This window comes from Nonomuraea sp. NPDC049269 (assembly GCF_043197155.1).
Taxonomy (GTDB): domain Bacteria; phylum Actinomycetota; class Actinomycetes; order Streptosporangiales; family Streptosporangiaceae; genus Nonomuraea.
Genome location: NZ_JBICSO010000001.1, coordinates 1 through 22,531 on the forward strand (window position 1 = coordinate 1; position 22,531 = coordinate 22,531).

Below are 22,531 nucleotides of genomic sequence, written 5' to 3' on the forward strand. Positions count from 1 at the left end.
GGGGGGGTTGTGCGGGGTCTCACCTTCGCTGCGCGTCGCCCCCCCCACTCTCTCGGCGGGGGGCGCGACCCCTCGCGGGGGGGCGGGGGCCCCCCCCCCCCCCCCCCCCCCGACGGTCTGCGGTGTCCCGTACCCGTCGTACGGCACCGAGCTTCTCCAGTTCGTCGAGCATGTCGACGACCACACTGGCGGTCACCCCGACGGCCTTGGCCAGTTCCAGTTGTGCCCGGGGCCCGCCGGACAGGAACTCCAGGACAGCACAGTGCCGCGGGCGCAGGCCGAGCGGGGCCAGGCGATCCGCGAACTGCCCATTTGCTTGCTGGCCCAGCTTGCCCAGCAAGAACCCCACCGTGTTGATCAGCGACCCTTCCACCGTCACACCACCAATGCTACCCTAACCATATGATTAGGCATCCGAATGATATGGCTACCTCACTAAATGCGCGTCGATTCAGCGCACTTGTCGCGCTCCTCACCGTGGTCACATCTGGCTACTTCGCGGTTTCCAGCCTGGCGGACCCGGGCGGGCTGGTGCCCGGAGGAGATCAGGCCGCTCCCAGGATCTATGCCGCCTACATGGCGGCCCGCAGCGTGGTGCTGCTCGGCGGAATGGTCTGGCTGCTGGCCCTACGCGCGTGGCGTTCCCTCGGCCTGCTGCTCGCGTTGAACGGCGCGGTCCAGGTCGGCGACGCGGCGATCGGCGCTGCTCACCATCAGGTCGCTCAGACGATCGGCCCCCTTGCGTTCGCCGCCGCCTTGCTAATGGCCGCCCGGCTGCTCGCCGGCCGCAATCCAACCCCGGGACGGATTCGACCGACCTCACGGTGAAACCGGCCGCCGAAGCGATGCCCTCCGCCTGAGGCATCGTCCGCCCAAGGAGAGCGACCAGACGGCCCGCAGGCTGAAGCGGGGCGTGTCAGGCAGGCGCAGAGCCTGCAGACCACCGAACTGCCTACCCTCGTGACCAGGAAAGAGGATCGTGCGTGCCTGCGCTTCCGGCTCTGCTCATAGACCCGTTGTGGGCTCAGTTCGCGGCCCTTCTTCCAGCTCGCCCGGTGTATGCCCCCTCGCATCCGCTGTACTGCCACCGGCGGCGCGTCGCCGACCGGGTCGTGTCCGACAAACTGATCCAGCTGCTGCGGTTCGGCTGCTCGTATGAGGCGATCGCCGACTCAACCTGCTCGGCGACCAGGATCCGTAACCGCCGCGATGAGTGGATCAAAGCTGGAGTATTCGCGCAGCTCAAGCAGATCACCCTGGAAGCCTACGACCGGATCGTCGGTCTGCTGCTGGAGCACATCACGGTAGACGGCTGCATCGCCAAGGCGCCCAGCGGAGGCGAGCTGGCCGGACGGTCCCCAGTGGACCGGGGCAAGCAGGGGATGAAACGTTCGCTGCTGGTGGACGGCTACGGCATCCCGCTCGGCCGAGTACTGGCACCGGCCAACCGCAACGACTCGCCCCTGCTGGCGCCCACCCTGGACAAGCTCGACGACCTCGGCCCGCTGCCTGACGACATCACAGTGCACCTGGACGCCGGCTACGACCCCGGCAAGACCCGCGACGAACTGGACCGCCGCGGCCTGACCGGCGAGATCGCCCGCTGCCACGAACGCCAAACGGTCATCGTCGATGCGTTCTTCGACCTCGCCGACGCCATCATCACGATCCGTAGCCTGATCCGCCGAGCCTGGATCACCCACCGCTGGACCAACCGCCCCGAATGACGCCGCTGACGATCACCTATCGGCGCGACCTCTAGGTCAGGTTAGCAACGTCAATCCTGGTGGTCACGGGGTCCCGGTAGTAACGGCCGCGGAAACAACGGACACCGCTGACCAGCAGGGATGTGGTCTGGGCTGTGGTCAGCCTTCCTGACTGACATGTTCACGGCTGGTGCTCTCGCGGTGTTTGCGTAGTTCCCGATATAGCGTGGAGCGGCTTACCCCGAGTTCGGCGGCGACCGGTTCGGGGATCGCGCCCTCCTTGATCCGCTGGGCGGCTCCGACGCGGGTGGTCGCGTTGAGCTTCGCCGACCGCCCGGTCGGCAGCCCGCGGGCCTGCTTGGCGGCGCGGGCACCAGCGGCGCACTCCAGCATGTAGATCCGTTCCATTTGCGTGAACATCGCCAGTCGGGGACGGGCTTACGACACAGTGGTCACGCTGGTCGGCGCCATCGCGCATTCGGTGATGGGGGCATTGAGGAGAAGGGTTATGCGACCGGAACCCGGTGGGCCAGTTGGTCGCCGAGAGAGCTACGGCGGTACAGGACCTGTCGTCCTTGGCGCGCCCGGGTGACCAGGCCCGTGGCGTACAGCACGCGAAGGTGCTGGGACACGGCGCTTGGGGTGACGCCGATGCGGCGGGCGATCTCGGTCGTCGCCAGTGGTTCCTGGAGGATGCGAAGCAGTGTGGCTCTGGGCGCGCCGAGCAGGGAGGCGAGAGCCGTTGCGTCAGGGGGCGATGCCGGGGCCCAGAGCGTCGCTACTGCACGGCTGGGGTATGCCAGCACCGGTGGATCGTCCGGGTGGATGGGGGGCGCCAGCCTGTGTGCGAAGACGGACGGTATCAGCAGTAGCCCTCGACCGGAGGCCGTGATGCGGTGCTCGCCGGTCACTTCGTCGATGTGCAGTACTCCGTCATGCCAGCGCAGGTTTGGGTGCACGTCGCTGAAGAGCAGGCGCGCGCCTCCTTTGGCCAGTTGCCGCGCGCGGTAGGTCATGTCGGCTTCCAGCGTGAGCCGTATCTGCGGCCACATCGGTTTGATGGCGCGTTCCCAGTACCGGCCCAGAACTTCACAGAGGGTGGCCGTGAGCCTGACGACCTTCGCGTCGGTGGCAGTGGCGTCGCGAAGAGCTTCGGGGAGCGGTCCTGGCGCGTGTGGGGCCAGCAGGTCGTGGCGGACCAGATCGAGGGAGGTTTGGCGGGCGATGGCCAGTTCGTCGTCGAAGGCCGGGGCGAAGCGTTCTGGTCGTGGGGTCAGGAAGTCGGGAAGGAGGTGGCGCCTGCCGACCAGGGACGTCAGCAGTTCCGTGTCGAGCGTGCCGAGTCTGGGGAGTACGGACCTGTGCCACGGCAGATGCCGGGCGGACAGGGCCCGGATCACGTAGCACCCGCAGGATGAGCACGGTCTCCTGCAAGGGCGAGACGGCAAACCGGGTGTCGGCGAGGTCCTCGACACCGAGCACGAAGCTGATCATTAAGCCGTAGGCTACATCTTTTGCCCCGTACGCGGCGCTGCCGTGGACTTAACCAATGACACGCGAAACCCAAGAGCAACACATCGCGATGGCCCACGGGCAACCGATCGTCACGGGCGCGGCACGTGGCGTCGATGCCGTGACAGTCGGTGATCGACCCGCCCTTCCCCCTGGCATGCGGGCCCAACTCAATGCGGGCTCGTTGATGGGCGTGCCGACGTTCGGCCTGCGGCCCCACCTGACCGAACCGGAGCAACTCGACGCGTGGAAGCCTGACGTCGCTGTGATCGGCGCGCCATGGGACGACAACACGACCAACCGCCCTGGCGCTCGTTTTGGCCCCGGGCGCTGAGCGCCAACGCCTACGATGCGGGCAGCTACCACCTCGATCTGCAGGTCGAGATCTTCGACCACCATCACGTCGTCTGGAGTTGGCACCGCGACTTCGTGTCGCACCGTCCTTGTTGAGCTGCCGGGCGATCTTCCTGCGATATGTCTCATCCGCCAGATAGCGGGCGGCGTAGACGGTACGGCGAAGTGCCCCGTACCCCTTCAGCGCCGCCGCCAGGGTGTTCTGCCGGGAGGAGGCGGACAACTTGCCGACGATCAGGGAGGCCGTGGCGTGCCCGAATTTCCGGTAGAGGGCGATCTTCCCCAGGTCCCGGATGCGTGGCGAGAGCTGCATCCCGACGAGGTCGAACAGCGCGAAGTTGACCAACAACGCCGTGCGTATCGGTCGCGTGTTCGGTGATGGGCAGGTCGGTCTTGTTGCCCATGATCTCGTCCAGCACGTAGTGCGCCTCCCGGCGGTTCACCACGATCACCTTCGTGCCGAATGTCGTGTGCCGGTCCGAGACGTGAGTGTACGTGGACAAACCCTGGCCGACGAAGTACTTCTTCATAGCCCGCGCGGTCGTCGACTTGCCCTTGACTGGGAACCGCTGCCTTATGTGGAATCTGGCGTGGCGACTTTGTTGGGCCCTGGATGTCAAGTGGGAGAAGTACCCGCGGGTCGCTTAGCATGGGCGAAGCCCGCCGATGGCTGAAGTTCACCGCGAACATCGGGCGTGCCCCGAACACGATCGACGCTTACGGGCAGGGCGCTTGAGGACCACCTTCGCTTCTGTTCTGTGGTCGGCGCCGACCCGCTGACCATCAGGGCTGATGGGGTGGCGGCCTGGATCGGCAACATGCGACAAACGCCCGGGCGCGAGGGGCTCCAACGTGGTTCGCCTGGACACCGCGGCCGGGCTGTCGAATGCGACGATCCAGCAACGCGTCGTCGTGGTCCGTCCCTTCTACGAGTTCCTCGTCGAGGATGGGCTGCGCGAGCGCAACCCGGTCCGGCGCGGGCACTCCTCCCGGCACGACGGTCGAGCCCGGCAGGGTCTGGTGCGCCGCATCGAGCAGGCACCGTGGATTACCAGTGAGGCCGCGTGGCGATCCATCCTGATCGCCGCCACAGCCCAGCCGCTCCGCAACCGGCTGATGGTCGCGTTGGCCTACGACGGCGCACTGCGCCGTGAGGAACTAATCCAGCTGGAACTCGGTGACTTCGAGCCGGCAGTTCGGCCTCGCCGGAGCCGAAGTCCTTCAGCCCGAACGCCTGGACGATCTCCCAGGTGTGTTCCGTCCGGGCAGACGATCCTCGCGGGCACGGTGGTGCTGCCCAGCCCGTACTTCGCCAACCATAGGTGCTGCCCTGGCCCGTATGGAGCTCCAGGAGAGCATCCGCGCGCTGGTTGAGCGGCTACCCGGACGGCGGTCGGCGTAGGGGTGATGAGAATCGGAGCCCCGGCCCTCATCACCAGGGGTGAATTCTTCATGATCGAAAGTGAAGATCTCCCGGGATGGTAGAAATGGGGCGAAAGTGGGGGTGTTGATGCTTGGGGGCGATGGATGATCCGGGTTCTGCTCGCCGAGGACATGCACATGGTCCGAGGGGCACTGGTCGCGCTGCTGGACCTCGAACCCGACATTACGGTGGTCGCGGAGGCGGCGACAGGCGACGAGATCGTGCCCAGGGCGCTGGAACACGCGCCGGACGTGGCGGTGATCGACGTCGAGCTGCCCGGCGTCGACGGGCTCACCGCCGCGGCCGAGCTGCGCAGGCGGTTGCCTCGATGCCGGGTGCTGGTCGTGACGAGTTACGGCCGCCCGGGAAACGTCCGCAGGGCCTTCGCCGCCCAGGCGTCCGGGTTCGTGGTCAAGGACGCCCCGCCGCACCGGCTGGCCGACGCCATCAGGAGGGTCGCGGCGGGTGAGCGGGTGATCGATCCCCAGCTCGCCGTGGCCGCGCTGGAGGTGGTGGAGAGCCCGCTCACCGAACGCGAGCTCGATGTGCTGCGCCGCTTCGCCGAAGGGACCGAGCTGGCGGAGATCGCCCAGCAGCTGTACCTGTCCCTGGGGACCGTACGCAACTACCTGACCACGATCGTCACCAAGCTGAACGCCCGCAACCGGCTGCACGCCGTACGGATCGCCACGGACGCCGGGTGGCTCTGAACCCTGCCGGCGTGCTCGTCTGGTTCGTGTGCGTCTCCTGGGTGATCCGGGTGACGTCGCACCTCGACCGGGGCACGGACGCCACTCTGGTCATCGCCTGCATCACGCTGGTCGCCCTCCTCCAGCTCCCGATCTCCGTGCCGGGCAGACGGCGACTTCCCCGGTGGGCGCTCCTGGCCACTCAAGCGGTATGCAACTACCTGCCGTTGTTGATCACCCCGCAAGCCTGGTGGACAGGCGCATCCGCCTTCGTCGCGGGCTCGGTGCTCCTGGTCGTCAGGGGCCCTCTCGCCTGGCCCCTCTTCACGCTGATCGCGGCCCTGGAGGGCGTCGTCGGAGTCCTGCTGGGCCGCGAGCCCGTCGACATCTACCACATGACCGTCGCGCCGATCACCCTGGGCCTGATGCTGTACGGGCTCAGCAACCTCGCGGACCTGCTCGGCAGGGTGCGGCAGGAGCGCGGCGAGCTCGCCGCCCGGGTCGAAGAGGTTGAACGACTCCGGCTGTGGCGCCACACCCGCGACCTGCTGCTGACCGGCCTTTCGACGATCGAAGAGCTGGCCGAACGGGCCCGGCGCCACAATGGACCAGACAACGGGCATGCTGCCAGGGGGCTGGTTGCGCAGGCGCTCACCATCGCACGACAGACGCTCGATCAGGTGCGCTCCCCGCCCGCCACCCATGCCCCCGCCCGGCTCCCCGCCCACGACTGGCCGATCGTGCGGCTGGCCACGCCGATGCTCGTCGTGGTGCACCTCATCTTTATGGGGCAGGCGGTGTTCAACGCCACCGCCGGCACCGTCGATGGGTCCGGCGGCAACAGGGCTGGCCTCTTCCTGTTGCCAGTGACCTTCGGCCTGCAACTGTGGCATCTGGTTGCGGCACGCTCCGGCGGTCGCACGCGAGGCTGGGCATGGACGCTGGCGCTGCAGGCCGTGGCGACCTACCTGCCCGTGGCGCTCGGCGGGGAGTCCGGCCTCATCGTGTCGGGCTTCCTCAGCGGGCTGGTGCTGCTCTACGTGGCGGCACCGGTCTCCTGGGCACTGTGCGCGGTCATCACTGGGGGCAGCGTCGTGAGCGGTGTGCTGGGCTGGAACCCGGTCACCGCTGTGTACTTCGGCTGCAGCACGCTCTCAATGGCTCTGGCGGTCGACGGGCTGACCCGGCTCACCGCGCTCGTCGCCGAACTCGGACGGACGCGCGCGCAGCTCGTCGAGATGGCCGCGCTCCAGGAACGGCTCAAGGTTGGCAGAGACGTCCATGACCTGCTTGGGCGCGGCCTGACCGCGATCACGCTGCACGGGGAGCTGGTGCTGCGGCTGCTCGGCACCGACCCGCCCCGGGCGGCCGAGCAGCTCACTCTGCTGGCCGAGGCCGCACGCGCCTCGGGCGCCGAAGTGACCCGTTTGAGCGGTCCGCAGGCACACCTGTCGCTGGCGGGCGAGCTGGCCTCGGCGAGGGACGCGCTGGAGTCGGCGGGTGCGCGCGTCCGCGTCGCGGCCGATCCCGTCCCCGCCGCGGTGGACGCACTGCTGGCGGTGGTGCTGCGCGAGGCGATCACCAACGTGCTCAGGCACAGCACGCCCGCCGAATGCCTCATCGAGGCGGCTGCCGAGGGCGGGAGGGTACGGCTGCGCGTCGTCAACGACGGAGTGCCCGACGACCCACAGGCGGCCGGCCCCCGGGGGGACGGCCCGCAGGGAGGCGGCAGTGGCCTGCACAATCTGCGCGTCCGCCTTGACACCGCTGCCGGGGCGCTCGTCACCACGCGCACGCCGGGCCGATTCGAGCTCCGCGCGGAAGTGCCGGCCGATCATGAAATCCTCATTCCGTAAGGTGAATGCGGCGACTGTCCCTTTACCCCGCCCGGCGTCCACACTGCTCAGCGACGACAAAGATCGACTGAATCGGACTGATGCACGTGGACGGCATGAAGCGCCGACAATTCCTCACGCTGGCCGCCCTCTCGGGTGTCACCGTGGCCTGCGGCGCGGACTCGCGACCCGACGCCGTCCGGCCAGCTGGCAAGCCGGCCTTCCGCAACGCCCTGCTCGTCCCACCGCTGCTGAAGCCGAAGGTGGGCAAGGACGGAGTGCGACGGTTCGACCTGGCCATGCAGCGCGGCCGGACCGCGATCCTGCCCGGCGCACCGGCCGAAACCTGGGGGTTCAACGGTTCCTACCTCGGGCCGACCCTCCGGGCGTCCCGAGGCGACAAGATCCAGGTCGCAATCACCAACCGGCTCGAGGAGACCAGCACCGTACACTGGCACGGCATGCGGCTGCCGGCGAAGATGGACGGCGGACCGCACCAGCCGATCGAGCCGGGCACCACGTGGACGCCGCACTGGGCTCTCGACCAGCCCGCCACCACCTCCTGGTACCACCCGCACCCGCACGGCACGACGGCCATGCACACCTATCGCGGGCTCGCGGGCATGTTCATCATCGACGACGACGCCACCACGGGATTGCCGGCGACGTACGGGGTCGACGACATCCCGCTCATCCTGCAGGACAAGAAGTTCGCTCCGGACGGCTCTCAAGCAGGCGACCCACTCAAGGGCACCTTCGGCATCCTGGGCGACCACATGCTCGTCAACGGCACCTACGACCCGTACCTCAACGTCACCACCGAACGGGTGCGCTTCCGGCTCCTCAACGGCTCCAACGCCCGCATGTACCACCTTTCCTTCTCCGACCGCCGCACCTTCCACGTCGTCGGCAACGACCAGGGGTTGCTCGCCGCACCCGTACCAGTCGACCAGATCTCCCTGACACCGGGCGAGCGCATGGAGGCCGTCGTCGCCTTCGCCGCCGGCGAGCAGGTCGTCCTGCGCACGCTCTCCGGGCCCGACGACATCGACGAGGGCGACTTCGACCTCCTGAAGATCGTCGCGGCACCGCGACTGCCCACCTCCCGGCCCCTGCCGGCGCGTCTGGCGGACATCACCCCGATCACCGTGCCCCGGGGCGCCAAGGTCCGCCAATTCCGGCTCAACGGCCACGACGCCATCAACGGCAAGGAAATGGACCTGTCGCGCATCGACGAGGTGGTCCCCGCCGGAGCCACCGAGATCTGGGAGATCGAGAACACCGTCTACGCCCACAACTTCCACATCCACGAGGTGGCGTTCCAGGTGCTCGACGTGGACGGGAACAAGCCACCCGCCTACGCGCAGGGCCGCAAGGACACCGTGTACGTGCCACCCAAGAGCACGGTACGGCTCGCCGTCCAGTTCGGCCGCTTCACCGATCCGGCCACGCCGTACATGTACCACTGCCACATCCTCCGGCACGAGGACTCCGGCATGATGGGACAGTTCGTGATCGTGAAACCCGGCACCGAGAACCAGGTGCCCCGCACGATCGCCGCCCACCACACGATGTAGCACCCTCAGGCACTGCGGAACACAAGGGTGGTGCCCGAACCGGCCTCACCGTGCCGGTCAAACGAGGCCTCGGCCAGCACACGGCCGAGGCCCTGCACCCCACAGGAGGCACAAGAGCGCCTGCACCAAGGCGCCAGTCAGGCGGTACGCCAGCACGACGACCAGCCACCCATATCGGTTCCGCGCTCGCTCGACATCGAGGTCGACCTGCATCAGCCGCGCTCGTGTAGGATCCGCAGTTCCGTGTCGGATGGCAACGTCTGGACCTGCGCTTGGTGGACAGTCCGCGTGATCTGTCGACCGTGCTTGTCCGCGTGGACGTGTCGGATCCGCTCGCCATGTCGGCCCGGCAGGGACCTTGATGGCGATCGTTGGCAGCTGCGTCCCGGCCCGATCGCAGGTGACCACCCGGAGCGTCAGCCTCCTGACTCGCCGGTCCGCGCGGCCTGTCGAAATTCGAGGGACTGTACGGTTTTCGGCTCTGTCCCGTAATCGGTGGTAGCGCTGAGTGCTCACCTGCCAGGCTGGGCCGTGCTGAAGATCGACGATCTTATGGGTGTGGTGTTTGCGGGGCTGTCTGCCCTGGTCATCGAGGATGTAAGGGACGAGTACGGCCTCATTCGAGTAATGGCCCGTACTCGCAACAAGCCGGTGCCATGCCCGGTGTGCGGGGTGCCGACGGGTCGGGTGCACGGCTACTGCAGCCGGACGGCCACGGATGTTCCGGTCGACGGGCGGCCGGTTCATCTCATCGATCGGGCACTCGATCACCCGGCCGGTCATCTGATGGATCTCGGCCTGGTGCCTCAGCTCGATGAACTGGAAGAAGGTCTTGAGCGCCTGCGCGCGGGCCAACCTGGTGCCCTTGGCCGCGGTGCGCAGCACCTTGCCGAAGTACACATCCACGTCGGCCGGCTCCATCTCCCACAACGACCGGCCGAACCACACCCGACTTTGCTCGAGTTGCACCACCTCACCGCTGATCGTCGCGGCGGCAAGACCAGCAGCGGCCCGGGCGAGCACCAGCCCGGCCAGCACGTCAGTCTCAAACCCCGCGATCTCTTCTGGACCCGCAGGGGTGCGGACCTCACGCAGATCTCGTACGACTGCCAGGCTCAACTCGTGTCCCCTCGCCTTCACCGAATCAGTAAGACGAACAACCGAGACGATAGAACCTCAGAAATCCCGAGGCTCCTTCAGATGACAGAACCAGCATGAATGGAACAAGAAAGCCCAGGTCCTGGGACTACAACGCTGACAGTGACCCCCAGAGAACTCCGGGGTTGTTTCATATTCTTGACGATGTCGGGCATCGGGGTGCCCTTGTCGCGCAGCGCGCGGGCGAAGAGCATGGAGCCCATGCCGTGCGGATCGTAGATCCCGGTCAAGGGTCCGCTCAGCAACTCCAGCTGAATCCCCGTGGCCTGCAATAGCTGGCTTTGCAGCTCCTGGGTGACCGTGGAGCAGCGTGCGTAGCCGATCCGGATCGGCACCCTGTTCGTCTCCGGCGGCGCCTGAGCGACCTCCAGCCTTTGCGTCCATTTCTTGCCCGGTCCGCGGTCGGCCGGAACGGGCACGGTGAGTTCGTCGCGCAGTGACGGCACGAGGATGAACGGCGCGGTGTGGTACTTCGCGGCGCGGGTGCGGCAGGCACTGCCGGCGGGGACATCGCATTGCGGGCAGGGGTGTCGCTCGACCGCGGCCGCGGCGTCCTCGGGTCCGAGTTGCATGCCGCCAGCCCCGCAGGACTCTGTCAAAAGCAGGGTAGTTCTGCAAGGTGTTGTGCGAATCGCGACCTGGGGATCTTCGGCCCGGATCAAGTGGTTCGCAGAACTGTCACAACTGGTCATTTATGAGAATCCGGATCGTCAAGTTCACCTTGACGGTTCCTTCTGCCGGCGACGACCCGTCAACTTGGCTAACCTGTGCCCGTTCTCGGCGGACTTGCCGAGTCTCGCGGCTCCCACGACCTGGTGTGTAGTACTGGCAGGGCCAGCTATGCCCTTGGTGATTCGGCTGGGTGAAGAGCAGACTTAGGGCATGGGCAATAACGACTTGGGCGACTTCCTGCGGGCCCGCCGTGCTGGGCTCACGCCGGATGAGATCGGTCTGCCGGTCGAGTTCGGCGCCGGTCGCCGGGTCGCCGGTCTGCGGCGCGGTGAGGTCGCGCAACTGGCCGGGGTGAGTATCGAGTACTACACCCGTCTGGAGCAAGGCCGCGCCCGGCAACCGTCCGAACAGGTACTGCATGCCCTCTGCGACGCGCTGCGGTTCGATGACATCGAGCGGCGGCATCTGTTCGCCCTCGCGGGCACCACAGCCGGGCACAAGGACCGGGCCGAGCACTCGTCACGGCTACGACCGGCGCTGCGACAGGTGCTGGAGTCGATGGATCTGGCTTCTGCTTTTGTCAGCGACCGGAACCTCACTGTCGTCGGAGGGAACACGTTGTGGGCGTTGCTGTTTCCCGATGTGGCCGAGCTGCCGCGCCGGGAACGCAGCATGGCGCGCTGGACGCTGCTGGATCCACGTGCTCGCCTGGTGTGGTGTGACTGGGAACGCGTCGCCCGCGGCTACGTGCATGGGTTGCGGCTGGCCGCCGCCGCCCAGCCGCGAAACCAGCGCATCGCCAATCTGATCGGTGAGCTGATGATGCGCTCACCCGAGTTCCCGGCGTGGTGGTCAGAACACCGCGTCCAGGAACGCAGCACCGGCCTCAAACGCCTCCACCACCCTGTCGCCGGTGACCTGGAACTGCAGTACGAGATCTTCACCTCGGTCGCCGACCCGGGCCAATCGCTCGTCGTCTACTGCGCGCCGTCCGGCTCGCCATCTCAGGAGCGCCTGCGACTGCTGGCCGGCTGGGGCAGCGAACCCGCCACCGCGACTACCCGGGACACCGCCGCCGAGTCCTGACCACCGCCCGAACCGGGCGATCCAGCACCAACACCACCCAGACACGACCCCGCCATACCCGCGGGGTCGATGCCGCCGTGCCCACGCACGCCCCGCGGCCTGACTCTCATCCACGAAAGGACACCCGTAGTGAGCAAGACATTCCTGATCACCGGCGTCAGCACCGGCCTCGGACTGGCCGTCGCCCGACGAGCCCTGGCGGCGGGGCACCGGGTCGCGGGCACCGTGCGCGCCGAGCAGCACGCGGCCACCTTCCAGGCACTGGACCCCGACCGCGCCCGGGCCTTCATCCTCGACCTGTCCGACGCGGACCGGATCGACCCCACGGTGCGGGCCGCCGAAGCGGAACTGGGCCCGATCGAAGTGCTCGTGGCCAACGCCGGCTACGGGCTCGAAGGCACCTTCGAAGAGTCATCGATGGCCGATCTGCGCCGCCAGTTCGAGGTCAACGTATTCGGCACGGTAGCGACCGTGAAAGCGGTCCTACCCGGCATGCGGGAACGGCGCGGCGGCCACATCTTCGTCATCACCTCGATGGGCGGGCACACCACCTTCCCCGGACTGGCGTTCTACGAAGGCAGCAAACACGCCCTGGAAGGCATCACCGACACCCTCGCCCAGGAGGTCACCCAGTTCGGCGTGCGGGTCACCGCCGTAGCTCCCGGCGCGTTCAAAACCGACTGGGCAGGAAGGTCACTGGTCCGCGCACCACGCAGCATCGCCGACTACGACGCACTGTTCGACCCGATCCGAACCCGCCGCCAGGCCCTCGCGGGTCAGGGCGTCGGTGACCCCGATCGCGCGGGCGACGCCATCCTCACCCTCCTGGACGTGGAGAAGCCTCCCGTGCATATCCTGCTCGGCTCGGACGCGCTACGCCTGGTCACCGCCGGGCGCCAACGCGTCCAGGACGACTTCGACGCCTGGGAGAAACTCAGCCGCTCCACCGACTCCACTGAAGGCGGAGTAACAGTCGCCTGACACTGGACAATTCACCAAGACAGCGGCCGGTAACGGCGCTGTGGCTACCGACCCACCCGGAGACAGCGACAGCGCCACATCCGACACATGATCAACGAAACGCCACACGTCGTCGACCCGCACGTCGGCGTTGTCGGCCAGGCGCCCGCTGACGTACCTCAGCGCCTCATCCAGGGTGGCGGCATGGCAGGCGAGCAGCGCATCGGGCTCTTCGGGCAAGCCCAACGTCGGTCTTGGCCGCCGCCCACACAGCACCGTCCAGCAGCCCGGCCTGCGGGTTGCGGTAACGGGTAGAGGACTGGGCGTAGATCTCCCGGTTCTTCAGATGCCGGCGGAACTGCTCCAGCGCCACGAACATGTAGGCGCCGCTCGCACCGGCCCCGCCGCCCGGCTCGGCGAGCGCCCCGCCCAGGTGCCTGATCTGCACGTTGATGAGCGGTTCGACCGGCTTGGCCAGCAGGAGCTCCACCGCGTCCGCGTCCAGGCCGGTGAGCAGCTCCGCACGAGCGATGGATGGGGCCGGATCGGTGGGCTCGGCGGTGATGTCACCCAGGTCGGCCAGATCCAGCGTCACCATCGGCGACGCGCCGGGTGGCTGGACCCGTACTCCAGTCCACACCATGAGGAGGTGGAGCGCAGCCGCCGTGGCACTGTCGTGCTGTCGGATCGATGACGACCGGCGTCCCGGAAAGTTCTTCAAGGAAGTCCGGGAGGAAGTGTCGGATCGGGGCGGTGGTGTTCGTAGCAGGGGTGAGGCTGTCCGCAAGGGGGCGGCGCCAAGGCGAAGGAACCGCGATCATGAAGCTGACGACCGTGACTGAGGTCACCATCGATGGAGTGATGCAGGGAAACGGCGGTGCGTCGGATGAGAATCGCAGGAACGGATTCGAGCGCGGCGGATGGGCCCCGGGGGCGGGTGACGCGTGACGATCCAGGTCTACCGGCCGGCCGGGCGCCCGCGGTATGCAACGGCCTGAAGTCCCTACTACCGAACCACGCGGTCTTGACACCACAGGAGATGATCTTCAGATGCAGTATCTGGTTTCCGTGATCGACGACAAGAGCAATCCCGGCAGCACGGACAGGCAGCCTGCCATCAGCGCGTTCAACGAACGGCTGATCGCCGAGGGCTACTGGGTTTTCGCGGGCGGACTCGCGGACACCGACACGGCCACGGTCATCGACAACCGGGGCGAGCAGGCGGTGGTCAGCGACGGGCCTTTCGTGGAGTCGAAGGAGTACCTCGCCGGCGTCTGGGTGTGGGAGGCCCCCGATCTGGATGTGGCGCTCAAGCTCGCCGCCGAGGCGTCGAAGGTCTGCGATCGGAAGATCGAGGTGCGACCGTTCCTGTGAGCGACGTCGAGCAGGCGATCACCCGGGCCCACCACGACGAGTGGGCACGGGTGGTGGCCGCCCTGACCAGGCGTTTCGGCGACCTCGGCATCGCCGAGGAGGCGGCTGCCGAGGCGTTCGCGACCGCCGTGGAGCGATGGCGGGCCGACGGCCTGCCGCCCAACCCGGGCGCGTGGCTGACCACCACGGCAAACCGCAAGGCCATCGACCGGATCCGGCGGGAGAACAAACGCGACGACAAGCACAAGGAGGCTCAGATGCTGCACGACAACACCCCACCCGAGCCGCTGGGCGCCATCGACGACGACCGGCTCCGGCTGATCTTCACCTGCTGTCACCCGGCGCTGGCGGTGGAAGCGCGCGTGGCGTTGACGCTGCGCATGGTCGGCGGTCTGACCGTGCCCGAGATCGCCCGTGCCTTCCTTGTGCGGGGGACCACCATAGAGCAGCGCATCACCCGCGCGAAGGCCAAGATCAAGGCAGCTCGCATTCCCTATCGGATGCCGTCCGCCGACGATCTGCCGGCTCGTGTCTCCGGCGTCCTGGCCGTCCTGTTCCTCGTCTTCAACGAAGGCTACCTGGCCAGCGGTCCCGACACCGATCCCGTACGACACGACCTGACCACCGAGGCGGTCCGGCTCACCCGCCTGATCCGCGCGCTCCTGCCGCAGGACGGAGAAGTGGCCGGCCTGCTGGCGCTGATGCTGCTCATCGAGGCCCGCCGCCCCGCCCGGGTCTCCGCCGGCGGCGAACTGGTCCCCCTGGCCGAGCAGGACCGCGGCGCCTGGGACGTGGAACTGATCGCCGAAGGTCATCGGCTGGTGCGCGAGCGCCTGGCCGCTGCCGCTGCCGGGGTGGCTCCGGGTCGCTATCAGATCCTCGCCGCGATCAACGCGGTGCACACCTCCGCCCGCGACATCCGCGACACCGACTGGTCGCAGGTCCTCGCCCTCTACGACCAGCTCGTCCGCCTCGACCCCTCGCCGATCATCGCCCTCAACCGGGCCATCGCCGTCGCCGAGCTCGACGGGCCGGAGGTGGCACTGGCCATCGTTGACCGCCTCGCCGAGGCGTTGGCCGGCTATCACGCCTACCACGCCACCCGCGCCGACCTGCTGCGCCGGCTGGGCCGAAGTCAGCAGTCACGCGCGGCCTACGATCGGGCCATCGAGCTGGCCGGCAACACCGGCGAGACCGCCTACCTCACCCGCCGCCGCGACCAACTGCAGTAGCGCCCGCGTTTGAAGAGCGCACTTGATACAGCATCGGCCCCTTCGCGGGCGCCGTCAGTACCCCGGAGAGCCTCTCCGCCCGACGCGAGGTGAACGACTGGATCCGTACCACCGACACGACGGCATGCACCTCAACGACAAAGGCGCTCAAGCCATGGCCGACGCCGTAAACCTGGAAGCGCTCGCGGTGCGGGTCCACGTGCCGACGCCGCTCACAGGCCACATCTCCCGGCGGCGAGTGCGGTGATCGCGCACTCGGCGGCGTGCCATGCCGCCAGCGCGGAGGGGAAGGGCCGGGCCGCTTCCCAGCGTCGGGCTGCTTCCCAATGTCGGGCCGCTTCCCAGTGTCGGGCTGCTTCCCAATGTCGGGCCGCTTCCCAATGCCCACAGCCGTGGGAAGCACGGTCGCCCGGACCGCTCACGATCCGCCACTGCCAGGCGGTGCGTGCGGCGGGGAGCGAGGGGTGGAACCAGACGGGCTCGGCGGCCGAGGGCGCGTTCTCCGCCACCTGGACCAGTACGCCGTATGCCATCCCGTCGATCACCGCGGTGGCGTACCTCTCGCCGTTGTCGTCGACAGTCCAGTCCAGGGGTGTCGGAGTCGACTCCGACACCTCCAGAAGGGCATCCGCGAGGTCGGCCAGACTCCGGTACAACGCGGCACGTACCGCATCGGCGTGGTGACGGCCCCAGTGGCACGGGGCCCGTTCGGCGATCTCCTCCGCGAGGATGCGCGCGGCGAGTTCGTCCAGAAGGTCGCCGTTCACGAGACGTCCCTCCGCCAGGGTCGCGGCAGCACCCCACATGAGATCGTCGCAGGTCATGGCGGTGCTGCGCGCCAGCTCCCACAGGTCGGCCGATCCCAGGTCGTCGACCGTGCGCCGGATGCAGAGTGCGGCCGTGTCCGACGGGGCCGGGACTTCCGCGGTCAAGAAGCCCGCGCGCACGTCCGTGGCCGCGCTCACATCGCCTGGCTGCAGCACCCCCAACGGCAACGACCCCACCGCTTGGAGCACCTGCCCATAGACACGGCGTACGAGACGAGGCCCGGAGGAGGGTGCCGGTCGTCCCGCCAGTGCGCACAGGGCGTCCAGCAGTTCCGCCGGCGGAACCCTCAGGCTGGTGCGCGCCCTCGTCAGACGGCCGGCCATCCTGGTCAGTCGTCCAGCACTGCCAGGGCGTCGACCTCCACGAGCAGCCTCGGCGGAAGCCGCATGTAGACGGTGGTGCGGGCGGGGAAGGGCTCACCGACGGCCGCCGCGTACGCCTCGTTCATCTCGGCCAGGTGGGCGGGATCGGTGAGATAGACGCGGAACATCACGACGTCCTCCAAGCCTGCGCCGCCCGCCTTGAGTACGGCGGTGACGTTGCGCAGGGTCTGCGCGGTCTGCTCGGCGACCGTGGTGCCGACGACCTCGCCCGTGTCCGGATCGAGCGGGAGCTGCCCGGAGACCTGCAGGACGGGGCCCTTGCGGATGCCTTGGGACAGCGGGGCTGCCAGGGCGGGTGCGTTCTCGGTGGTGATGACGGTCCTGGTCATGGTGTGTCCTTAACGGGTCTGCTCCAGGCCTGTCGTTCCTGGCTGCGGGGATCCTCGACCTGGGTCCACTCCGTGTCGATGCGCATCGTGGCCCGGCGCTCGTCGTCGTAGGAGTCCCAGCCGGGATTGCCGGTCCTGGCGAACCGGACCCAGGTCTCGTGCATGCGGGCGGCGAGATCCGCGGGCGGCTGGTCGGGGCCGAGCAGGGCGGCGGATCCGTGCAGCTGGGGGAGATTCGCGAGATCGAAGACGAAGGGCAGCTCGACCGCGTGGGTGGCGCCGAGCTCTCCGTCCAGGGCATGGGAGCGCCAGGCGAACTCGTAGGCGTAGGTGGCCGACTCGGGGTGGGCGGCATGCGCGCCGGCCAGGGCCCAACTGCCCGCGCCGAACAGCGCGTCGCCCATGATGGCGGAGCGCAGCTCGCCGAAGGACGCCTCGGGGCGTGCCTTCCGGTACGTCTCGACGAGTCGCGCCGGATCCGGGTGCGAGCGCGCCGCCGCGTCGTCGACGTCCCCGGCAGTCGAGGTGGAGTACTTGTCCACGGGGACCAAGTAGAGGTTTCCCTCTTCGGTGTTGGTCCCGATGAGCAGGTCCACGTCGTTGCCGAGGCCGGCGGCGACGGATTCGGCGGGCTGCGTGTCGAGGACGAGGCTGAAAGGGCTGAGCCCGATCAGCGGGTCGCCGTGGCTCTCGGTCCGCAGGTCGATACCCCCGAGCCGGGAGGCGGCCTCGACCAGGCGGTCGTCGGAGATGCCCGCGAAGGCGTCCACGTGGGGCTCGATGCCCAGGGCCTCGGCTGCCGCCTTGGTGACGCGGGCGGCCTGCTCGGTGGTGAACGCCCCCAGGCCGCTGCCGCTTTGGACGATCGCCCGGCGGAAGAGGCCCGCGGCTTCGGTGGTGGCGAGGACGCCGCCGACGATGGTCGCCCCGGCCGACTGGCCGAAGAGGGTGACGTTGTGCGGGTCACCGCCGAAGGCGGCGATGTTCTCCCGCACCCAGCGCAGTGCGGCGACGACGTCGAGCAGGCCGCGGTTGGCGGGCGCGCCGGGGATGTCGAGGAACCCGGCGATACCGAGCCGGTAGTTGAGGGTCACGAGGACGACGCCGTCGCGGGCGAAGGCGGAGCCGTCGTACATCGAGGACCGCGTCGATCCGGCGACGAATCCGCCGCCGTGGACGAACACCATGACGGGCAGGTCGCCGCCGTCGGCGGCGGGCGTCCAGACGTTCACGGTGAGGTAGTCCTCCCCACGGCTCCAGCCGGTGCCGAAGTAGGGGGACATGTCCACGCTGCCGAGCCTGCGCTCGGACTGCGGCGCGTTGGGCCCCGGCACGGTGGCGTCCCGTACGCCGTCCCACGGCTCGTGCGGCCGGGGCGGCGCGAACCGGTCGGCGCCGCGGGGCAGGGCGGCGTAGGGGAGGTTGCGGAAAGCGGCGGTGTCGCCCTGGCGCAGGCCGCGGACGGCCCCCTGCGCCGTGGTCACGATGGGGTCGGGGTGGTGGTTCACAGTGGTGCCTCTCCGCGGGCCTCAGCCCTGCTCGGTATACGGGGCGAAGGGAGCCCAGCCCTTGATGGCGAACTTGTCTCCCTCGCGCGCCACTTCCGCGGCGCCGTGGCCGCCGAGGTGCGCGGGGATCAGGAGTGCGTTGTTGTCGGCCGCCCAGCCAAGAACCTTGCGGCGGCTGGCGCGGGCGCCCGCGGGGTCCTCGCAGAAGCAGCTGTTGGTGTCCGGTTCGAGGATCTGCACGGGGCTGTGGAGCAGGTCGCCGACGAACACCGCGCGGTCCGTCCCGGAGGTGAGGGTCAGCACGGAGGAGCCGGGGGTGTGTCCGGGAGCCGCATCCAGGCGCAGGTCATCGTCGATCTGGTGGCTGTGCTCCCACAGCAGCGTCTGGCCGGCCTGGTGCACCGGGGCCACGCTGTCCTCGAAGACGTTCTGGTTGCCGCGGCCGAGCAGCGGTTTGTGACCGTTCTCGGGATTCCAGAAGTCGAAGTCGTCCTTCGGCATCAGATAGGTGGCGTTGGGGAAAGTGGGCACCCAACGCCGGCCGTCCAGGTAGGTGTTCCAGCCGACGTGATCGATATGGAGATGTGTGTTGATCACGATGTCGACGTCCTCCGGTCGGACGCCGGCCCGGGCGAGATTGGCCAGGAAATCCGTTTCCAAACGACTCCAGACCGGGGCGTACGGGCGCTCCTTGTGATTTCCCACGCCGGTGTCGACAAGGATGGTCTTGCCCCCGCTGCGCAGCAGCCAGGTCTGGATCGCGGAATTCACGATATTGGTCGCGGAATCCAGGAAATGCGGGGTCAGCCAGGAGGCGCCGTCGTTCCACACTTCCTTGGTGCTTTCGGGGAAGAAGGTGTCGGTCGTCATTTCGACGGGGCCGAAGTATTCCCATACCCGGGTGATGGTGACATTGCCGAGCGTGATTTGTTCCATGAGACTTCCTTAGGAATGCGAAGGATTCCCTGAAACCGTACGAGCGACCCCGGCGCGCGCGGTATCCGTAACGTGACTGCACCTGCGGACATGGCCCGGGGCGCCGGTCTCGGCGGCTTGTAGCCTGGGTGGGCAAAGGCAAGGCGGCTCCGATCGAAGAGCCACAATTCCTGGAGACTCCGTGGACGAGCGCGCAGGCGGCCTCGGTGCGGTCATGGGACCGGATCCGGGGGAGCTGATCGTCGGCCGGGACGCGGAACTGGCACGCCTCTTCCACCCGGTGGACTCGGTGCTGATGCTGGTCGGTGACCTGGGCACGGGGAAGAGCGCGCTGCTGGATCGCGCGGTGCGCCGGGCTGAGGCCGAGGGCGCTCTGGTGCTGCGTGCCGAGGGAAGCGAGTCGGAGTCGAGCCTGGCGTTCTCCGCACTGCATCAGTTGTTGCGGCCGGTGCCGGTCGAGGTGAACGGGCTGCCGGACAGGCAGCGTGCGGCGCTGCAGGGCGCCTTCGGAGTGGGCTCGGCCACGTCGGGACCCGATCTCATGCTGATCGGGGTCGCCGTCCTGAGCCTGCTGTCGGCTCTGGGTGATCACCATCCCGTGCTCGTGGTGCTGGACGACGCGCAGTGGTTCGATCGTGCTTCCCTGGACGCGCTGTCCTTTGCCGCCAGGCGTTTGGAAGGTGAACCGGTCACGATGCTGATCGGAGCCCGTGGCGGTGATCATGTGCCGGGATTCGACCGTCACCTGCCGACGCTCACCCTGGGACCGCTTGACAAGGTCGCCGCCAATCGGCTCCTTGACCTGCAGCCTGACAGCCCCACCGGCCGCACCAGGACGCGGATCCTCGACCAGGCAGGCGGCAATCCGCTGGCACTGGTAGAGCTGACGAGGGCGGCCACCGCCCACGACGCGGCGACGGGGCTGCCGTCCGCAGGTCCGCTCCCGCTCACCGATCACCTGGAGCGGATCTTCGCCGCCCGCCTGAACGGCCTCCCCGCCTCCACCACGCGGGCCCTGCTGCTCCTGGCCGCCATGGACAGCGCCGACTCCGTGATCGCCGTCTCAGCCGGGCTGCCGCGCGCCGAGGACGAGGCCTGGCTACCCGCCGAGCAGGCCGGACTGGTCCGGCGGACCGGTCGCGACGTCCGGTTCCGCCACCCACTGGTCCGGTCCGCCGTCTATCACGCGGCGTCCTTGGGCGCCCAGCGCGAGGCTCACCTGGCGCTCGCCGAGCTGCTGCTGAACGAACCGGACCGGCGTGCCTGGCATCTGGCCGCCGCCTGCCCGGGACCCGACGCGGCCGTGTCGGCGGAACTGGAGCGGACCGCCGCCCGGGCCCGCCGGCGCGGCGGCCATGCGGCGGCGGCCAAGGCCCTGCAGCGCGCCGCGGAACTCGCACCGCGGCGCGCGGACGGCGCCCGGCTGCTGGTCGAAGCCGCTTCAGCGGCCGTGTTCACCGGAGACATCGCCTGGGTCGAGGAACTGGCCGCCCAGGCACGCGCACGCACGGATGACGCGACCCTGCTGGCCTCCGCCGCCGTGCAGGCCGGACGGCTGGCGGTCCTGACCGGACGCCACAGCGTGGTCTTCTCCCGGCTGGCCGACGCCGCCGAGGCGCTGGCGGTCTCCCAGCCCGCCATCGCGCTGGACCTGCTGGCCGGCGCCGCTGTGGTCGGCTTCTACTCCGGAGAGGACACCCAGCGGCACCGCGTCCAGGACATCCTGCGGCGCCTTCCCGAGGACGCAGGCTTGCGCACCTGGGTGAGGGCCGTAGCGGACCCCTTCGACGACCGGGCCGGACTCGTCCGCCTGCTCCCGCGGTTGGCCGCCGAGGCGGAAGCCCGGCCGGAGCAGCTCACCACCGTGGGGATCATGGCGTGGCTCCTGGACGAGACTCCGCAGGCCGTCCGCGCCTTCGACGAGGCCTTCCACCGCTGGGAGCTGCAGGGACCGCTGCCGGAGGGTCTGGGCGGCGCGGTCGCCTGGGCCCAGGTGGAACGGGGGAGGTGGGGACAGGCCCGTGAGGCCTGCGCCCGTACCACCGCGGTCGGCCGGGCGGCCGGCCTCGATCACGCCGTGGCCTGCGCGGCCACCGTGGACGCCACCGTGCTGGCCTTCCAGGGTGACACGGCGACGGCCCGCGTACAGGCCGAGGACGCGCTCACCCTGATCGATCCGCTGGAGAGCCGCTCGGTCCGCGTCTATGCCCGTCGTGCGCTCGGTGCCGCGGCAGCCGCGGAAGGCGCCTACGAGACCGCGTACGACCAACTCCGCATGATCTTCACGGCGGACGGCGCGCCCGTGCACTACCACGCCTCCTACCCGGCCCTCGCGGATCTGGCCGCCGCCGCTGTGCGCTGCGGCCGTCGTGAGGAGGCTGTCGAGATCGTCGAACGTTCGGCAGGTGAGCTGGCGGACAACGCTTCACCTCGTCTGCGTGCGCTGATCAGCCGAGCCCGTGGCCTGCTGGCGGACCCCGAGGCCGCCGAGCCGCACTTCCGGGCGGCCCTGGCGGATCCGGTACTGGAGTACTGGCCCTTCGAACGCGCACAGACCCTGCTCGACCTCGCCGAATGGCTACGGCGCCGTCGGCGCATCGCAGAGGCGCGCGGGCCGCTCACCGAGGCCCTGGAGGCCTTCCGGCGCCTGGGCGCACGCCCGTGGATCGAGCGCGCCCGGGCCGAATCGCGCGCCGCCGGCCTCGACGTCACGGACTCGACCCCCGACGCGCTCGCCGAACTCTCCCCGCAACAGCAGCAGATCATCAGGCTCGCGGCCCGCGGGCTGACCAACCGTGAGATCGGCGAAAAGCTCTTCCTCTCCCCGCGCACGGTCAGCTCGCATCTCTATCGCAGCTTCCCCAAGCTGGGCATCACCGCCCGATCCCAGCTGCGCGACCTCATCGAGGGCACCCTCTCGGGGGCCGGCCACCAGGAATAAGGGCACGTCCGGGCCATGGAAGCAGTCA

General features: G+C 68.9%; 23 protein-coding genes and 2 pseudogenes. 14 read left to right on the top strand and 11 right to left on the bottom strand.

Annotation, left to right across the window (positions count from 1 at the left end):
* Positions 1–19: 19 nt before the first annotated feature.
* On the bottom strand, positions 20–379 hold the full coding sequence (locus ACGFNP_RS00005) for a MarR family winged helix-turn-helix transcriptional regulator (RefSeq protein ID WP_393312924.1): 360 nt from the start codon (positions 377–379) through the stop codon (positions 20–22).
* A 98-nt stretch (positions 380–477) separates the two neighbouring features.
* Between ACGFNP_RS00005 and ACGFNP_RS00010 the strand changes: the two genes are divergently transcribed.
* On the top strand, positions 478–828 hold the full coding sequence (locus ACGFNP_RS00010) for a hypothetical protein (protein ID WP_393312927.1): 351 nt from the start codon (positions 478–480) through the stop codon (positions 826–828).
* Between the two features lie 155 nt (positions 829–983).
* Positions 984–1,727, top strand: a complete 744-nt coding sequence (locus tag ACGFNP_RS00015; protein ID WP_393312930.1) for an IS5 family transposase — start codon at positions 984–986, stop codon at positions 1,725–1,727.
* A gap of 138 nt (positions 1,728–1,865) precedes the next feature.
* On the opposite strand, the gene ACGFNP_RS00020 is transcribed toward ACGFNP_RS00015, so the two are convergent.
* Positions 1,866–2,114 carry a helix-turn-helix domain-containing protein gene (locus ACGFNP_RS00020; protein WP_393312933.1) on the bottom strand — a complete coding sequence of 83 codons (249 nt, stop codon included), beginning with the start codon at positions 2,112–2,114 and terminating at the stop codon, positions 1,866–1,868.
* Between the two features lie 98 nt (positions 2,115–2,212).
* Positions 2,213–3,106 carry an ArsR/SmtB family transcription factor gene (locus tag ACGFNP_RS00025; protein ID WP_393312936.1) on the bottom strand — a complete coding sequence of 298 codons (894 nt, stop codon included), beginning with the start codon at positions 3,104–3,106 and terminating at the stop codon, positions 2,213–2,215.
* Between the two features lie 149 nt (positions 3,107–3,255).
* Between ACGFNP_RS00025 and ACGFNP_RS00030 the strand changes: the two genes are divergently transcribed.
* Positions 3,256–3,552 (top strand): arginase family protein, encoded by a 297-nt coding sequence (locus tag ACGFNP_RS00030; RefSeq protein ID WP_393312939.1) that lies wholly within the window; start codon positions 3,256–3,258, stop codon positions 3,550–3,552.
* A gap of 168 nt (positions 3,553–3,720) precedes the next feature.
* Here ACGFNP_RS00030 and ACGFNP_RS00035 read toward each other — a convergent pair.
* Positions 3,721–3,885, bottom strand: a pseudogene (locus tag ACGFNP_RS00035) (Tn3 family transposase); the annotation flags it as partial.
* 46 nt (positions 3,886–3,931) lie between these two features.
* Positions 3,932–4,192: pseudogene (locus tag ACGFNP_RS00040) on the bottom strand (Tn3 family transposase); the annotation flags it as partial.
* Between the two features lie 232 nt (positions 4,193–4,424).
* Here ACGFNP_RS00040 and ACGFNP_RS00045 point away from each other — a divergent pair.
* From ACGFNP_RS00045 to ACGFNP_RS00065, 5 genes are all read left to right on the top strand, one after another.
* Positions 4,425–4,946 carry a hypothetical protein gene (locus ACGFNP_RS00045; protein ID WP_393312942.1) on the top strand — a complete coding sequence of 174 codons (522 nt, stop codon included), beginning with the start codon at positions 4,425–4,427 and terminating at the stop codon, positions 4,944–4,946.
* A 153-nt stretch (positions 4,947–5,099) separates the two neighbouring features.
* Complete coding sequence (locus ACGFNP_RS00050) at positions 5,100–5,705, top strand: response regulator transcription factor (RefSeq protein ID WP_393312945.1); 606 nt, start codon at positions 5,100–5,102, stop codon at positions 5,703–5,705.
* Positions 5,696–7,540, top strand: coding sequence for a sensor histidine kinase (locus ACGFNP_RS00055; protein WP_393312948.1), 1,845 nt, complete (start codon positions 5,696–5,698; stop codon positions 7,538–7,540). The genes ACGFNP_RS00050 and ACGFNP_RS00055 overlap by 10 nt, the downstream gene beginning before the upstream one ends.
* 95 nt (positions 7,541–7,635) lie before the next feature.
* Positions 7,636–9,096, top strand: a complete 1,461-nt coding sequence (locus ACGFNP_RS00060; RefSeq protein ID WP_393312951.1) for a multicopper oxidase family protein — start codon at positions 7,636–7,638, stop codon at positions 9,094–9,096.
* A gap of 531 nt (positions 9,097–9,627) precedes the next feature.
* Positions 9,628–10,314: a hypothetical protein gene (locus ACGFNP_RS00065; protein ID WP_393312954.1), complete on the top strand. Its 687-nt coding sequence runs from the start codon at positions 9,628–9,630 to the stop codon at positions 10,312–10,314.
* Here the strand turns inward: ACGFNP_RS00065 and ACGFNP_RS00070 are convergent.
* Positions 10,293–10,826: a hypothetical protein gene (locus tag ACGFNP_RS00070; protein ID WP_393312957.1), complete on the bottom strand. Its 534-nt coding sequence runs from the start codon at positions 10,824–10,826 to the stop codon at positions 10,293–10,295. The genes ACGFNP_RS00065 and ACGFNP_RS00070 overlap by 22 nt on opposite strands.
* Before the next feature lie 310 nt (positions 10,827–11,136).
* Between ACGFNP_RS00070 and ACGFNP_RS00075 the strand changes: the two genes are divergently transcribed.
* Together ACGFNP_RS00075 and ACGFNP_RS00080 are read left to right on the top strand one after the other, a co-directional pair.
* On the top strand, positions 11,137–12,012 hold the full coding sequence (locus tag ACGFNP_RS00075; RefSeq protein WP_393312960.1) for a helix-turn-helix transcriptional regulator: 876 nt from the start codon (positions 11,137–11,139) through the stop codon (positions 12,010–12,012).
* A gap of 129 nt (positions 12,013–12,141) precedes the next feature.
* Positions 12,142–12,993, top strand: coding sequence for an oxidoreductase (locus ACGFNP_RS00080; protein WP_393312963.1), 852 nt, complete (start codon positions 12,142–12,144; stop codon positions 12,991–12,993).
* A 166-nt stretch (positions 12,994–13,159) separates the two neighbouring features.
* Here ACGFNP_RS00080 and ACGFNP_RS00085 read toward each other — a convergent pair whose 3' ends face one another.
* Positions 13,160–13,615 (bottom strand): hypothetical protein, encoded by a 456-nt coding sequence (locus tag ACGFNP_RS00085; RefSeq protein ID WP_393312966.1) that lies wholly within the window; start codon positions 13,613–13,615, stop codon positions 13,160–13,162.
* Positions 13,616–13,791: 176 nt separating this feature from the next.
* On the opposite strand from ACGFNP_RS00085, the gene ACGFNP_RS00090 reads away from it, so the two are divergent.
* The 3 genes from ACGFNP_RS00090 to ACGFNP_RS00100 all read left to right on the top strand — a co-directional run bounded on the left by ACGFNP_RS00090 (position 13,792) and on the right by ACGFNP_RS00100 (position 15,578).
* Entirely contained in the window at positions 13,792–13,920 is a 129-nt protein-coding gene (locus ACGFNP_RS00090) for a hypothetical protein (protein WP_393312969.1), read from the top strand.
* Between the two features lie 102 nt (positions 13,921–14,022).
* Positions 14,023–14,346: a YciI family protein gene (locus ACGFNP_RS00095; protein WP_393312971.1), complete on the top strand. Its 324-nt coding sequence runs from the start codon at positions 14,023–14,025 to the stop codon at positions 14,344–14,346.
* The gene (locus ACGFNP_RS00100) at positions 14,343–15,578 is read left to right on the top strand and encodes an RNA polymerase sigma factor (protein WP_393312974.1); all 1,236 of its coding nucleotides are present in this window, start codon (positions 14,343–14,345) and stop codon (positions 15,576–15,578) included. Before ACGFNP_RS00095 ends, ACGFNP_RS00100 begins: the two co-directional genes overlap by 4 nt.
* Before the next feature lie 212 nt (positions 15,579–15,790).
* Here the strand turns inward: ACGFNP_RS00100 and ACGFNP_RS00105 are convergent, their stop codons facing one another.
* The 4 genes from ACGFNP_RS00105 to ACGFNP_RS00120 form a co-directional block, all read right to left on the bottom strand.
* A complete protein-coding gene (locus ACGFNP_RS00105) occupies positions 15,791–16,543 on the bottom strand; it encodes a hypothetical protein (RefSeq protein WP_393312977.1) in 753 nt (250 codons plus the stop codon).
* 191 nt (positions 16,544–16,734) lie between these two features.
* Positions 16,735–17,118, bottom strand: a complete 384-nt coding sequence (locus ACGFNP_RS00110; protein WP_358333540.1) for a Rid family detoxifying hydrolase — start codon at positions 17,116–17,118, stop codon at positions 16,735–16,737.
* Positions 17,115–18,626: a carboxylesterase/lipase family protein gene (locus ACGFNP_RS00115; RefSeq protein ID WP_393312981.1), complete on the bottom strand. Its 1,512-nt coding sequence runs from the start codon at positions 18,624–18,626 to the stop codon at positions 17,115–17,117. Before ACGFNP_RS00115 ends, ACGFNP_RS00110 begins: the two co-directional genes overlap by 4 nt.
* 21 nt (positions 18,627–18,647) lie before the next feature.
* A complete protein-coding gene (locus tag ACGFNP_RS00120) occupies positions 18,648–19,562 on the bottom strand; it encodes an MBL fold metallo-hydrolase (protein WP_358333534.1) in 915 nt (304 codons plus the stop codon).
* Between the two features lie 181 nt (positions 19,563–19,743).
* On the opposite strand from ACGFNP_RS00120, the gene ACGFNP_RS00125 reads away from it, so the two are divergent.
* On the top strand, positions 19,744–22,503 hold the full coding sequence (locus ACGFNP_RS00125; RefSeq protein WP_393312984.1) for an AAA family ATPase: 2,760 nt from the start codon (positions 19,744–19,746) through the stop codon (positions 22,501–22,503).
* Positions 22,504–22,531: the final 28 nt, after the last annotated feature.